Genomic DNA, 12,670 nt, shown 5'->3' with positions numbered 1-12,670 from the left:
AGCTGGACCTGAGGCCGGAGATCGTCTCTTTACTCTTACGGGTTCAGGGGCAAGCGATTCGGACTTTGATAACAATACAAGCAGTGTCAGCTTTGATCTGGGTAAATTTTACTCTGACCGCACGCTTTTGGTCTTCGCCAAAGTGTTGGCTTTGCGGACAGCGAAAATGATTCTAGTTGGAGCGGCGCAACCCGGGTGTTCACCGACTATCATTTTGATGCGGGTAACTGGCAGCCATTTATTGGTGCAAACATTGGCGGCATCTATGGAGACGGTGTCGATGAGACCTTCTTTGCTGGGCCAGAAGCCGGCGTGAAGTACTACGTTATGCCCAAAACCTTCATTACGGTTCAGGCGGAGTATCAAGTATTCTTTGATAGTGCGAGCGAAGCTAACGATAACTTCGACGATGGCGCCTGGGCGTACAGTGCCGGTATTGGCTTTAACTTCTGAATCTGAAATGGGAGGAACACAGGCTCCTTGAAGGGGGCCTGTGAAAAACCGGGTGCATCCGGTGGTCCTGGTAAAGTGCCTCGCTAACCTCGCTTCGTGTTTTATATCCTTTTAAAAGAATAATGGCTTGCGCGCAATGATGCCCAATATAGCGGCGGATGAATCTCGGCTTGTTACGTCTTCGCTTTCCCCCGACAATACCTCAGCCCTGGGCAACAGCCCATTACAAACCATTCGCATTTTATAAAGGGAGTAAGCATGTTCAGTCACATTATGGTGGGTGCAAACGATGCTCAGGAATCAAAGATCTTTTACGATGCAATTCTTGGCGCTCTAGGATACGAGCCAGGTCTGGTGGATGACAAAGGGCGCTGCTTTTACAGAACGAACAGCGGCACCTTTGCGATAGGAAAACCGATTGATGGCGCACCCGCTTGTCATGGTAACGGCACCACCATCGGCTTTTCCGCAGAAAATTCCGCAACAGTCGATGCCTGGCACTCTGCCGGCATTGCCAAAGGTGGCACATCATGCGAAAACCCACCCGGGCTTCGCGGGGGAGCCAACTTATACATTGCCTATTTAAGAGACCCCTCGGGCAACAAAATCTGCGCGCTATATCGGTAGAAGGGTCTTTTGGAACCACATCGGGCTTTTGAACCACAGTTTATGTTTAAGGTAAATGGCGGGTATAGATGTACAAAAATCGAGATATTATCGCGCGTCTGCGCGAGCAGATTCCATCGTTCGAGTGTGTGGCGGGTTGTCACGATTGTTGCGGGCCGGTGACGACGTCTTCGGAAGAAATATCGCGCCTGCCTGTAAAAACAGATGCCGAACATGAAGCCGCACTCGGTGACCTTAGCTGTGTGCACCTGGGCCCCAATGGTTGCACGGTGTACGGAGAGCGCCCTTTAATCTGCCGGTTATTTGGCACAACACCCAGTATGCCCTGCCCTAACGGTCGTCGCCCAGACGTCATGATTGGCGCCAAAGTTGAGCGCCAGATCCATCACTACATTGCTAATACGCGGCAGGTATTGGTGTAAACTGTTTGCGCTGTGTCCATTCGATAATTGAGAGAGAATAATGATGACAAAAGCCATTCGAGCATCTGATACACCCTACGCAGTGGACGTGGAATCTGGCAAAAATTACTTTTGGTGTGCTTGTGGTAAAAGTGCAAAGCAGCCTTTTTGCGACGGTTCTCACAGTGGCTCAGATTTCAGACCCGTGAAATACGTGGCATCAGAAACCAAAAAGGTATTTTTTTGCGGCTGCAAATCAACAGCATCGCAGCCAATGTGTGATGGCAGCCACAAGCAAGTATAACGAACCCACCAAGCTCATTCGCGGTCAGATAGAGTGTTTCTTATGCGAATAATCATTCTGACAACCCTCGCCATGATTGCCTTTGCAAGCAATTCGGTGCTGGCCCGGATGGCACTGAAACACACAGATATTGATGCTGCGAGCTTTACGGCGATCCGTTTGATTTCGGGTGCGATTGTTCTGTTGCTGGCCGTGCGGATCAGCAGCCGGCCCAGCGGCGGCAGCGGAAGCTGGTGGTCTGCTGCGGCTTTGTTTGCCTACGCGGCGGGTTTTTCATTTGCCTATGTGAGCTTGCCCACGGCCACGGGCGCACTGCTGTTGTTCGGCGCAGTTCAAGTCACCATGATTGTTTACGGTTTGTGGGTGGGAGAACGCCTGCTCAAGCTGCAATTAGCCGGCCTTGCGCTCGCTTTCGGCGGGCTATTGCTGTTGTTTTTGCCTGGTTTGTCAACCACACCTCCATTGGCCAGTTCCCTGTTGATGCTGGGAGCCGGAGTTTGCTGGGGTGTTTATTCTCTGCGCGGGAGAGGTGTAGGCGACCCCGTTCGCATAAGCGCCGGGAACTTTACGCGCGCCCTTGCCTTTACGGTCGTTTTAAGTATTTTCATGCTGAGCCGGCTTTCTTTGGATGTTGCGGGCATCTGGTACGCAATTATCTCAGGTGCGCTCACGTCCGGGCTGGGGTATGTTGTATGGTACATGGCAATGCCCATGCTAAAAGCCACGAACGCGGCGATCATACAGCTCAGTGTTCCCGTGATTGCAGCCGCAGGCGGTATTGTTTTTCTGGATGAATCTATAACCTTGCGATTGGCGCTGGCTTCGGGCGCCATTCTCGGCGGAATTGCGCTTGTCATTATTCGAAAACACCCTGCTCAGGTTTCTCAACAAAAGATTGGAAAACACTTTAATGCTAAATAACAGAAGTGATTTTAATGGCCAATAAAGAATTTATTTATCAGCGCATTCGTGTTTACGTTGGAAAAGACTTTGACCCAGCTGTTGATGGCCAAGTGCAAAGTATTTTACGTTCCAAATTCAACATTCACTTGCCCCAAAGAACATCCTTGAATGATTCTCTGGCATCAACGAAAAGTGATCATGAAATCGTTGGTCTTATTTTACAGTATCGTACAGCCGGCTAATGGCTATGCGCCATGCGCGCTAAATACTTGAGCCACATTTTACACGCCTGGCAATCCAAAAACCCCGTCCCGTGCGTATCTGCTTTTCTGCCGATATCGAAAAAGGGCATCCCACCGGCGGGCGCCCTCTCTTAAAGGAAGCCCCCTTTTGAAGCGTTTTGCGCTCACTTTGTTGCTGTTCAATGGTCTGTTACTGGCGTTACTGTTGCCGCGTTACCCGTGGATTCCCTGGGTTGCCGCCGAGGCGCTAATGGTCTGTGCGGTGTTTAGCCTATTGTCGCCATCTTTATTTACCCGGGTGCTGGCCTGCGTGGTGGGTACGCTATACGCCGTGCTTGCGTTGTTTACGCTAAGCGACCTGCTGGTTCGCCAAAGTCTCGGGCGTGGGCTCAACCTTTATCTGGAGCTGGGAGTGGTCGGCTCTGTGGTCGATCTGATACTAGGCAACCTCGGTACCGGCCTTTCCTTGCTGATACTGCTGGCTTTACTGCTGGCGTTTTGCGGTCTGGCATTCTGGGTAAGCAAACTGCTAAGCCGCCTTGCCGGAGGCCTGCACTCCAGTTTTGGTAAAACGGTTTTTGCCACCGGGTTACTGGTGGTGGCGGTGTCGTTTGTGCCTCAGTCGGTGGTAAGCCTAAGCGCTGCGCAGCTAACAACTGCCCAGATACAGTTGGCTGTCGACACCCGTCAGTCAACGGCTGAGTTCAGCCAGAGTTTGGCGAACGATCCGGCGGCAGGAAAGCCTGTGGCGCTACCCGGCCTGGCCAGCACCGATGTGATTTTTGGGTTTATCGAATCCTACGGTATCTCCAGCCTTGCAGACGACCGCTTTCAGCACCTTATTGGCCCCCGCCTCGACAAAATGGAAGCCGCTGTTAGCGCAGCGGGCCTGCATATGGTGTCTGGCCGTTTGCGATCGCCGGTACAAGGCGGGCAATCCTGGCTGGCGCACGCCACGTTGTTAAGTGGCCAGTGGACCGATACCCAGCTGGATTACGAGATTTTGCTAGCCAGCGACTACCCCACACTGATAGACGATATGGCGGAAACCGGCCATGACACGGTGGCGGTCATGCCGGCTATTACCGAAGACTGGCCAGAAGGCCAGGCATTTGGCTACAACCGTATCTACGAATCCACCACCATGGATTATCAGGGACCTGCGTTTAACTGGGTGACCATGCCGGATCAGTACACCTGGTCCTGGTTTCAGCGGAGCGTTCGTGAACCGGCCGCTGGGCCGATGTTTGCAGAAGTCGCTCTGATTAGCAGCCATGCTCCCTGGGTGCCCATTTTACCGGTGCTGGACGATTGGGACAGTGTTGGCAACGGCACGGTGTTCAATCAATGGAAAGGCGCCGGCGAAACACCTGCCAGCCTGTGGCGGGAGCCTGATCGAGTTCGTGAACACTACGCCCTCGCTATCGATTACGCGTTGAATGTGGCGACAGGCTATGCAACGCGCCATGTGGATGAGAATACCCTGCTGGTGCTGTTAGGCGATCACCAGCCGGCACCGCTGGTGACCGGCGAAGGCGTCAGCCGGGACGTTATTGTTCACGTGATCAGCGGCAATCCGGAATTACTTGCGCCATTTCTGGCGACTGGAAGCAGAGGCGGTGGATTGCTCGGCTTTCAACCGGGTGCAAAACCAGACTTGAATCAGGATGGCCCCAGCATGGCAAGCTTCCGCCCTTTCATGCTCAGGGAATTCAGCCGCGCGCTCTTAAAGACCGAAGTGGCCTCCGTGGAGGATGTTGAGCAACAGTAATGACAAACACCTGTTTCTGATTGTCACATTTGTTTAACTCTGAAGGGTTACCATCAACGCTCATTCAAGTGTCTGGTAACTAACAGGGCCTGTCTGGACCCAACCCCTTCCGGGAGCACCCGATGCGGATAACCTTTTTAGGAACGGGCGCTGCCGGTGGCGTGCCACTTTACGGTTGTCGTTGCGCGGCCTGTTCCGTCGCCAAAACGAACGCGGCCTTTGCGCGCGAGCCCTGCTCCGCCCTAATCGAATCCGGAACCACCCGCATTCTGATCGATGGCGGCCTGATGGATCTGCACAAACGCTTCACTCCCTGCGAGCTTGATGCCATTGTGCTGACGCATTTCCACCCTGATCATGTTCAGGGGCTGTTTCACCTGCGCTGGGGCAAGGGGCCGAGTATCCCCGTGTTCATGCCCCCTGACCCTGACGGCTGCGCCGATCTGTTCCGTCATCCTGGCATACTGGATTTCAGCCCTCAAAAAGCCTTCTCTGCATTTGAAATCGGGGGGTTAAAGGTCACGCCTGTGCCGTTGATCCACTCGAAGCCCACCTTTGGCTACCTCTTCGAAGTTACGGGTGGCCCCACGTTTGCCTATCTGACCGATACCCGGGGCCTGCCCCATGATACCCAGAGCTTTTTACAAACAATGAAGCCTGATGGTCTGGCAATAGACTGCTCATTCCCGCCGTCTGATCAACCAAAAGGTCATAACGACTGGACCATGGCTCTGGATTGCATTGAAGCCGTAGACCCTGCCCGGGCGTGGCTCATCCACATCAGCCACGAGCTGGATAACTGGCGCCAGAGCACCAACCCGGATTTGCCCAATCGTATAAAGGTTGCCCTGGATGGGGATCGGGCAGATTTCAAACTCCCGTCTTAAAACTTTCAACTGTTTTTCATCAGAATGACATCTAAACGACATCGAATCGTCACAGCCGCCAGAGACACTGCCTACACACGTTGGAAACACGACAGGGTAGGCGATTTATGGAGCCCGAAATTCAGGTTCAAGGTTTATCAAAGACGTTTGGTAAGAACAAACGCAAGGATAAAGCCCTCAGGAACATCAACCTTTCCATTGAATCCGGCGAGATGGTGGCCCTTATCGGCCCCTCCGGTTCCGGTAAATCCACACTCCTGCGCCACCTGGCCGGGCTGAGCTGCGGCGATGAAGACAGCGGCAAAATTCGCGTACTGGGACAAACCGTGCAATGCAACGGACGGCTGTCACCGGACGTCCGAAGAACGCGGGCACGCATAGGCTATATCTTTCAGCAGTTCAACCTTGTGGGCCGCATGAAGGTAATGACCAATGTGCTCACTGGCGCCCTGGGCCGCGTGCCCGGTTGGCGTGGATGCCTCGGTTTGTTCAATGCCGAAGAAAAAGCCCTGGCCCTGAAATGCCTGAACCGCGTCGGAATGGATCTCTGGGCAACCCAGCGGGCATCCTGCCTGTCTGGTGGCCAGCAGCAACGGGTTGCCATCGCCCGCACACTCACCCAGAAAGCCGAAGTGATTCTTGCCGACGAACCCATCGCTTCTCTGGATCCTGAATCAGCCCGCCGAGTCATGGAAATTCTTGCGGATATTAATAATCAGGACGGCCGCACCGTTGTGGTCACACTTCATCAAGTCGATTACGCCCGCGAATTTTGCCACCGGGCGGTAGCACTGAAGGCCGGCGAAATAGTGTATGACGGACCATCTGCGAATCTGACTCCTGCGGTGCTGGCCAGTATTTACGGTACCACCTCTTTCGACATTGACGGCGAACCGGTCAAGAACCGAAAAACCCCCACACCCGCCAAAGGATTTGCCCTGGCAGCCACCGGCTGACCGGAAAACGGCCCGGTATTTTCACCAACATTCAAACACCACAGGAAACAATTATGTTGAAACAATGGATAGGCCGCATGACCCTGGCGGCCGCAGTCACAGCAGGCGCAGCCGGCTTGCAGGCAGAAGAACTGAAGGCGCTCAATTTTGGCATCATTTCGACCGAATCTTCCAGCAATCTGAAAGGCGTCTGGGAACCTTTTCTTGAAGACATGTCGGCAAAGCTGGACATGGAGGTGAAAGGTTTCTTTGCACCGGATTATGCCGGCATCATCCAGGGTATGCGCTTCGACAAGGTCGATATTGCCTGGCACGGCAACAAGTCAGCCATGGAAGCTGTTGACCGTGCCGGTGGGGAAGTTGTGGTTCAGACCGTCGCCGCGGACGGCTCACCCGGCTACTGGAGCCTGATGATCGTCCACAAAGACAGCACCAACCTGAATACGGTCGAGGATATGCTCGCTAACGCCAAAGACCTTACGTTCGGTAATGGCGACCCGAACTCCACCTCCGGTTTTCTGGTACCCAGCTACTACATTTTCGCCAAAAACGACGTCAATCCCAAAAAAGCCTTCAAACGCACTCTGAACTCGAGCCATGAAACCAACGCCATGGCAGTGGCGAACAAACAGGTAGACGTGGCCACCTTCAATACCGAGGGAATGGCACGGTTGCAGCTCAACTTTCCGGAAAAAGCGGACAACCTCAAAGTAATCTGGAAATCACCGCTGATTCCGTCTGACCCGCTGGTTTGGCGCAAAAACTTGCCGGCACAAACCAAACAGAAGGTCTACGACTTTCTGATGAGCTACGGCACTACCGGCGACGAAAAAGAATTGAAAATCCTGGCCGATCTCGGGTGGGCGCCCTTCCGTGCTTCCAGCAATGACCAGCTGATCCCCATTCGTCAACTCGAAATGTTCAAGCAAAAAGCGGTCATCGAGAACGACAGCCATTACTCAGCACAGGAAAAGACCGAAAAGCTGGCTGACATCGAAGCCCAGCTGGCCGGTCTGGATCGTCGGCTTGCAGCGCTGGACGCTGCCCGCGAAGAGTCCAACTGATAAGCCCCGGGGCTGGCTTATGACGCCAGCCCTTTTTGCGCCAGAGACGACCCCGGCACCCCCAGACATAAGCGCGACAGGCAGCTCTCATGCATAGCGCATCAACACACTCACATCTTCCCGAAGGCCAAAACAATCTGCTTTCACGGAACTGGGCGGCCTTGCTGGGCTGGGGCATCACCGGCGCGGTTCTGGTCTGGGCCTGGGAGGGCGCCGAAATGAATCCGGCGGCTTTGATTGCCGACGGGAACAACATGGCCGTATTCGCCGCCGATTTTTTCCCGCCCGATTTCCATGATTGGCGGCTCTATCTAAGCGAGATGGTCACAACCGTACAGATTGCGATCTGGGGCACCGTGATGGCCGTCATTCTGGCCATCCCTTTCGGAATCATGTCCTCGGAAAATCTGGTGCCCTGGTGGATCTGCCAGCCGGTTCGTCGCCTGATGGATTCGTTCCGCGCCATCAACGAGATGGTCTTTGCCATGCTGTTTGTGGTCGCTGTGGGGCTGGGGCCGTTCGCCGGGGTCATGGCGTTGTTTATCCACACCACCGGGGTGCTGGCAAAACTGTTTTCCGAAGCTGTGGAGGCCATTGACCCGGGGCCGGTAGAAGGTGTCCGGGCCACTGGAGCCAGCGGTCTGCAGGAAATCATTTACGGCGTGATCCCGCAGGTTCTGCCGTTGTGGATTTCCTATTCACTATACCGGTTCGAGTCCAATGTCCGCTCCGCCACGGTTGTGGGCATGGTGGGTGCCGGTGGCATCGGCGTGATTCTCTGGGAAAGCATGCGCGGCTTCCAGTTCGCTCAAACCTGCGCGGTGATGATCATCATTATCCTGGTTGTGACCTCACTGGATATTACGTCTCAGTGGATCCGCAAGCGCTTTATTTAAACAACCGACCTACCCACAGGAGAGAGCGCCCCATGAATAATGCGCAGACCTTTTCACAGAACTCTTCACAGAACTCTTCACAAACTACGGATTTCACGTCCGAAGTCGCTAATCGTCAATATTGGATGTCGGTATTGGCAAGAGCTGACCTGAGTGACTTGGAGACTTACTGGCAAAACCTGCCAAATCGACCGACTTTCCGCCACCTGCGTAAACCGGAAATTGGCATGGCTATGGTGCGTGGCCGCACCGGAGGCACCGGTTCGCCCTTTAATCTCGGCGAAATAACGCTTACCCGATGTGTAGTAGAACTGGGTGGCGGTGCACAGGGCTTTGGCTATGTTACTGGCCGCAGCCGGCGCCACGCTGAACTGGCGGCACTGTTCGACGGCCTGATGTGCGAAAACAGCGGCAAGCACGGCCCTGCATTGATACAGCCACTGCACGAGCAGTGGCTGGCACGCCGTGAAGAGGTCTCCCGCAAAGCCGCCACAACCAAAGTTAACTTCATGACCATGGTAAGAGGGAGCTAGCCGATGACCGCGACAAACGAGATTCACCCACCCGCAATGCCGGGGCTCTCACCAGCACTCTCCACAACCTTCTCCACAACATTCTCACTAGCCGGACTTTGCGCCGGATTCGACGATCCGGTACATCAGTCACAACAGGTGTTTCGTCGCGCGCTCACCGCGCTCTCTGAGCCCGGAACCGTGCAAAACGTGACGGAAAGCCCAGCGCCTGAAGGCGCAAACATTGCTTCATACCAGCTTTGCCTGGCACTTCTGGACGCGGAAACACCCTTGTGGATTGCGCCGGTCTTACGAACCGATGCCCTGGTGAGCGCGCTGCGTTTTCACTGTGGCTGTCGCCTTGTGGACGAACCGGGCCAGGCAGAGTTTGCCCTGATATCACCGGATTTCGACGGCGATCTGACCCATTTTGCCCAAGGCAGCCATGAATACCCAGACCGTTCCACCACGGTGATCGTGCAGGTGGAAAACCTGGATGCAGCCAGCACCTGGGCCCTGCATGGCCCGGGGATCGATGGCGTACGCAAGGTCGGCATCGCCGGCCTGGACCCGCGTTGGCCTGGCATGCTGGCTGATAATTGCAGTCGCTTTCCTTGTGGAGTTGACCTTCTGTTCACCGCCGGAACGGCCCTGATGGGTCTGCCACGCACCACCCGAGTGGAGATATAGCATGTACGTAGCTGTCAAAGGCGGCGAAAAAGCCATCGATCAGGCCCACAGCTGGCTCGACGAAACCCGCCGCGGCGACACCTCGATACCGGAACTGAGCGTTGCCCAGATTCGCCAACAAATGGGGCTCGCGGTAGACCGAGTGATGGCCGAAGGCTCTCTTTACGACCCGGAACTTGCAGCACTGGCACTCAAGCAGGCCAGCGGCGATGTTATTGAGGCCATATTCCTTCTGCGGGCCTATCGCACGACTCTGCCGCGCTTCCTCGCGTCTGTGCCAATGGAAACCAACACCATGGCTATCCGGCGCCGGATTTCCGCCGCCTACAAGGATCTGCCTGGCGGTCAGGTGTTAGGCCCCACCTACGATTACACCCATCGATTGCTGGATTTTACGTTGCTGGCCAATGGTGAGCGGGGCTCAACAACACCCTCCGGCGACGAAACGGTGGAAGACTGCCCGCGGGTACTGGATTTCCTCAACAGCGAGGGGCTGATTGAAAGCCCACTGGCCAATAGCGGTCGCATTCAATCCGACGCTTCAGCCGAGTCAGAAGCGCCTGCCGATCTTACCCGCCAGCCACTGGACTATCCCGCTGGCCGGGACCTGCGCCTACAAGCCCTGGCCCGCGGCGACGAGGGATTCCTGCTGGCACTCGCCTATTCTACCCAGCGCGGTTACGGCCGTAATCACCCGTTTGCAGGGGAAATCCGCCAAGGCGAAGTGGCGGTGGAAATCGCGCCGGAAGAACTGGGCTTTCCCGTTATTGTCGGTGACATCCAGGTTAGCGAATGCGACATGATCAACCAGTTTATCGGCACCGAAACCGAGGCACCACGCTTCACCCGTGGCTACGGCCTGGCGTTTGGCAATTCCGAGCGCAAGGCACTGGCGATGGCGCTGGTGGATCGCGCGCTGCGGGCGCGGGAACTGGGTGAGGACGTGGTCTCGCCGGCGCAAGACGAGGAGTTTGTTCTCGCCCACTGCGACAACCTCGACTCCTCGGGTTTCGTGTCTCATCTGAAGCTACCCCACTACGTTGATTTTCAGTCTGAGCTGGTATTGCTGCGACGACTCCGGAAAGAGTTTGAACAACGCAAATCAGGCCACCAGGGCCCAAAAGTGAACACCACATCCAAACCCGGCAACCAAGATGAGCCGAGCATGGACAACGAACAACACCGTGAGGTGAAACAGGCATGACCAGCGCAGCTCTTAACCACAACCCTGGCAACCCGGATGACAGCCAGAGTGACGGCCAGAATGACAGCCAAAGTAACAGCACCGGCTATAACTTCGCCTACCTAGACGAGCAGACCAAACGGATGATTCGCCGATGCCTGCTGAAAGCCGTGGCGGTGCCCGGGTACCAGGTACCCTTCGGCGGACGCGAGATGCCGTTGCCCTATGGTTGGGGCACCGGTGGCATGCAGGTCACGGCCACTATTATCGGTCAGGATGACGTTCTCAAAGTGATCGACCAGGGCGCAGACGACACCACCAATGCGGTCAGCATCAGGCGCTTTTTTGCCCGCACAGCCGGCGTTGCCACCACAGAATCTACCCGTGAAGCGAGTGTTATCCAGACCCGTCACCGGATACCGGAGATGCCGCTCAGCCACGGCCAGATACTGGTCTATCAGGTACCGATTCCCGACCCTCTGCGCTTTATCGAGCCGCGGGAAACCGAGACCCGCAAAATGCACGCACTGCAGGAATACGGGGTGATGCACGTCAAGCTGTATGAGGACATTGCGCGCTTCGGGCACATCGCCACCACCTACGCCTATCCGGTCAAGGTCAACGGCCACTATGTGATGGACCCGTCGCCCATACCCAAATTTGATAACCCAAAGATGCACGGCAACCCGGCGCTGCAACTGTTCGGCGCTGGCCGGGAGAAACGCATCTACGCCATCCCGCCGTTCACCCGTGTTGAAAGTCTCGATTTCGAGGATCACCCCTTTGAGATCCAGGGTTGGGACCAAACCTGCGAGTTTTGCGGATCGGACCATTCCTTCCTGGATGAAGTGGTGACCGACGATGAGGGCGGGCGCATTTTCATCTGTTCTGACACTGACTATTGCAACCAGCGCTTCGAGACCGGCGCCCGTCAGGAGGCTGTATGACGAACGCGGCAATCGCCATGACACAAGAGGGCTTGGCCGAGCCCCTGCTGAAGGTAAACGATCTGCGCAAACTCTACGCCCCCGGCAAAGGCGTGGATGGCGTCGACTTTGAACTTTGGCCCGGCGAAGTACTGGGAATAGTGGGCGAGTCCGGCTCTGGCAAAACCACGCTACTGCAATGCCTCTCTGGAATGCTGACACCAGATTCCGGACAGATTGAGTACACAGGCAAACAGGGCGACAAACTCGACATCTACGATATTACCGAGAGCCAGCGCCGGCTTCTGCTGCGCACCGACTGGGGGATTGTTCACCAGCATCCACGGGATGGCCTGCGGATGGGCGTAAGCGCCGGCGCCAATATTGGCGAGCGCTTGATGGCCATCGGGGAACGTCATTACGGCACCCTGCGTTCAACGGGGGAAGCCTGGCTACGAGAAGTAGAGATTGATACCGCCCGTATTGATGACCTGCCTCGCACGTTTTCCGGAGGCATGCAGCAGCGCCTTCAGATTGCCCGCAATCTGGTCACCCAGCCGCGACTGGTTTTCATGGATGAGCCCACCGGTGGGCTGGATGTCTCGGTTCAGGCCCGCCTGCTGGATATGCTGCGTAACCTGGTAGTAGACCTGGGCCTGTCTGTTGTGCTGGTAACACATGACCTTGCTGTTGCCCGATTGTTATCCCACCGGCTCATGGTCATGCGTGGCGGCAAGGTGGTTGAGCAGGGCCTTACCGACCAGATACTGGACGACCCACAACACCCTTACAGTCAGTTGCTGGTGTCTTCGGTGTTGACCCCGTGACACCGCACTGTGATCGAGCTGGAGAACT

At 55.7% G+C, this 12,670-nt stretch carries 16 protein-coding genes; all 16 read left to right on the top strand.

Annotated elements, in window-relative coordinates; all coding sequences use genetic code 11:
• Nucleotides 1-195 precede the first annotated feature (195 nt).
• The 16 genes from ATG98_RS22045 to phnK all read left to right on the top strand — a co-directional run bounded on the left by ATG98_RS22045 (nt 196) and on the right by phnK (nt 12,642).
• Nucleotides 196-453, top strand: coding sequence for a hypothetical protein (locus tag ATG98_RS22045; RefSeq protein ID WP_218925879.1), 258 nt, complete (start codon nt 196-198; stop codon nt 451-453).
• Between the two features lie 258 nt (nt 454-711).
• The gene (locus ATG98_RS16190) at nt 712-1,080 is read left to right on the top strand and encodes a VOC family protein (RefSeq protein WP_098418140.1); all 369 of its coding nucleotides are present in this window, start codon (nt 712-714) and stop codon (nt 1,078-1,080) included.
• Between the two features lie 68 nt (nt 1,081-1,148).
• On the top strand, nt 1,149-1,502 hold the full coding sequence (locus ATG98_RS16185; protein ID WP_007351395.1) for a YkgJ family cysteine cluster protein: 354 nt from the start codon (nt 1,149-1,151) through the stop codon (nt 1,500-1,502).
• 43 nt (nt 1,503-1,545) lie between these two features.
• On the top strand, nt 1,546-1,785 hold the full coding sequence (locus ATG98_RS16180; protein WP_098418139.1) for a CDGSH iron-sulfur domain-containing protein: 240 nt from the start codon (nt 1,546-1,548) through the stop codon (nt 1,783-1,785).
• Nucleotides 1,786-1,827: 42 nt separating this feature from the next.
• Nucleotides 1,828-2,706, top strand: a complete 879-nt coding sequence (locus tag ATG98_RS16175; protein ID WP_098423835.1) for a DMT family transporter — start codon at nt 1,828-1,830, stop codon at nt 2,704-2,706.
• Between the two features lie 14 nt (nt 2,707-2,720).
• A complete protein-coding gene (locus ATG98_RS16170) occupies nt 2,721-2,930 on the top strand; it encodes a hypothetical protein (RefSeq protein ID WP_098423834.1) in 210 nt (69 codons plus the stop codon).
• Between the two features lie 148 nt (nt 2,931-3,078).
• Nucleotides 3,079-4,701 carry a hypothetical protein gene (locus ATG98_RS16165; RefSeq protein ID WP_098423833.1) on the top strand — a complete coding sequence of 541 codons (1,623 nt, stop codon included), beginning with the start codon at nt 3,079-3,081 and terminating at the stop codon, nt 4,699-4,701.
• Between the two features lie 122 nt (nt 4,702-4,823).
• Entirely contained in the window at nt 4,824-5,588 is a 765-nt protein-coding gene (gene phnP, locus ATG98_RS16160; protein ID WP_098423832.1) for a phosphonate metabolism protein PhnP, read from the top strand.
• Between the two features lie 107 nt (nt 5,589-5,695).
• Nucleotides 5,696-6,544 (top strand): phosphonate ABC transporter ATP-binding protein, encoded by an 849-nt coding sequence (gene phnC / locus ATG98_RS16155; RefSeq protein ID WP_098423831.1) that lies wholly within the window; start codon nt 5,696-5,698, stop codon nt 6,542-6,544.
• A gap of 53 nt (nt 6,545-6,597) precedes the next feature.
• Nucleotides 6,598-7,608: a phosphonate ABC transporter substrate-binding protein gene (gene phnD / locus ATG98_RS16150; RefSeq protein WP_098423830.1), complete on the top strand. Its 1,011-nt coding sequence runs from the start codon at nt 6,598-6,600 to the stop codon at nt 7,606-7,608.
• An 89-nt stretch (nt 7,609-7,697) separates the two neighbouring features.
• Nucleotides 7,698-8,504 (top strand): phosphonate ABC transporter, permease protein PhnE, encoded by an 807-nt coding sequence (phnE, locus tag ATG98_RS16145; protein WP_098423829.1) that lies wholly within the window; start codon nt 7,698-7,700, stop codon nt 8,502-8,504.
• Between the two features lie 32 nt (nt 8,505-8,536).
• Nucleotides 8,537-9,037, top strand: coding sequence for a phosphonate C-P lyase system protein PhnG (phnG, locus tag ATG98_RS16140; RefSeq protein WP_098423828.1), 501 nt, complete (start codon nt 8,537-8,539; stop codon nt 9,035-9,037).
• Nucleotides 9,038-9,040: 3 nt separating this feature from the next.
• Nucleotides 9,041-9,706, top strand: coding sequence for a phosphonate C-P lyase system protein PhnH (gene phnH, locus ATG98_RS16135; RefSeq protein WP_098423827.1), 666 nt, complete (start codon nt 9,041-9,043; stop codon nt 9,704-9,706).
• A 1-nt stretch (nt 9,707) separates the two neighbouring features.
• Nucleotides 9,708-10,910, top strand: a complete 1,203-nt coding sequence (locus ATG98_RS16130) for a carbon-phosphorus lyase complex subunit PhnI (protein WP_098418129.1) — start codon at nt 9,708-9,710, stop codon at nt 10,908-10,910.
• A complete protein-coding gene (locus ATG98_RS16125) occupies nt 10,907-11,836 on the top strand; it encodes an alpha-D-ribose 1-methylphosphonate 5-phosphate C-P-lyase PhnJ (RefSeq protein ID WP_098423826.1) in 930 nt (309 codons plus the stop codon). Before ATG98_RS16130 ends, ATG98_RS16125 begins: the two co-directional genes overlap by 4 nt.
• Nucleotides 11,833-12,642, top strand: coding sequence for a phosphonate C-P lyase system protein PhnK (gene phnK / locus ATG98_RS16120; protein ID WP_098423825.1), 810 nt, complete (start codon nt 11,833-11,835; stop codon nt 12,640-12,642). The genes ATG98_RS16125 and phnK overlap by 4 nt, the downstream gene beginning before the upstream one ends.
• Nucleotides 12,643-12,670 lie beyond the last annotated feature (28 nt).

Source organism: Marinobacter sp. LV10R520-4, assembly GCF_002563815.1.
GTDB lineage: Bacteria > Pseudomonadota > Gammaproteobacteria > Pseudomonadales > Oleiphilaceae > Marinobacter.
Note: the sequence above shows the minus strand (reverse complement) of the source record. Positions and strands in the feature narration are given on the sequence as shown.

Bases quoted from the DNA above. Each gene is read 5' to 3' on its own strand.
- ATG98_RS16190 (WP_098418140.1), top strand. From the start codon at position 712: ATGTTCAGTCACATTATGGTGGGTGCAAACGATGCTCAGGAATCAAAG.
- ATG98_RS16185 (WP_007351395.1), top strand. From the start codon at position 1,149: ATGTACAAAAATCGAGATATTATCGCGCGTCTGCGCGAGCAGATTCCA.
- ATG98_RS16180 (WP_098418139.1), top strand. From the start codon at position 1,546: ATGACAAAAGCCATTCGAGCATCTGATACACCCTACGCAGTGGACGTG.
- ATG98_RS16175 (WP_098423835.1), top strand. From the start codon at position 1,828: ATGCGAATAATCATTCTGACAACCCTCGCCATGATTGCCTTTGCAAGC.
- ATG98_RS16170 (WP_098423834.1), top strand. From the start codon at position 2,721: ATGGCCAATAAAGAATTTATTTATCAGCGCATTCGTGTTTACGTTGGA.
- phnP (WP_098423832.1), top strand. From the start codon at position 4,824: ATGCGGATAACCTTTTTAGGAACGGGCGCTGCCGGTGGCGTGCCACTT.
- phnC (WP_098423831.1), top strand. From the start codon at position 5,696: ATGGAGCCCGAAATTCAGGTTCAAGGTTTATCAAAGACGTTTGGTAAG.
- phnD (WP_098423830.1), top strand. From the start codon at position 6,598: ATGTTGAAACAATGGATAGGCCGCATGACCCTGGCGGCCGCAGTCACA.
- phnE (WP_098423829.1), top strand. From the start codon at position 7,698: ATGCATAGCGCATCAACACACTCACATCTTCCCGAAGGCCAAAACAAT.
- phnG (WP_098423828.1), top strand. From the start codon at position 8,537: ATGAATAATGCGCAGACCTTTTCACAGAACTCTTCACAGAACTCTTCA.
- phnH (WP_098423827.1), top strand. From the start codon at position 9,041: ATGACCGCGACAAACGAGATTCACCCACCCGCAATGCCGGGGCTCTCA.
- ATG98_RS16130 (WP_098418129.1), top strand. From the start codon at position 9,708: ATGTACGTAGCTGTCAAAGGCGGCGAAAAAGCCATCGATCAGGCCCAC.
- ATG98_RS16125 (WP_098423826.1), top strand. From the start codon at position 10,907: ATGACCAGCGCAGCTCTTAACCACAACCCTGGCAACCCGGATGACAGC.
- phnK (WP_098423825.1), top strand. From the start codon at position 11,833: ATGACGAACGCGGCAATCGCCATGACACAAGAGGGCTTGGCCGAGCCC.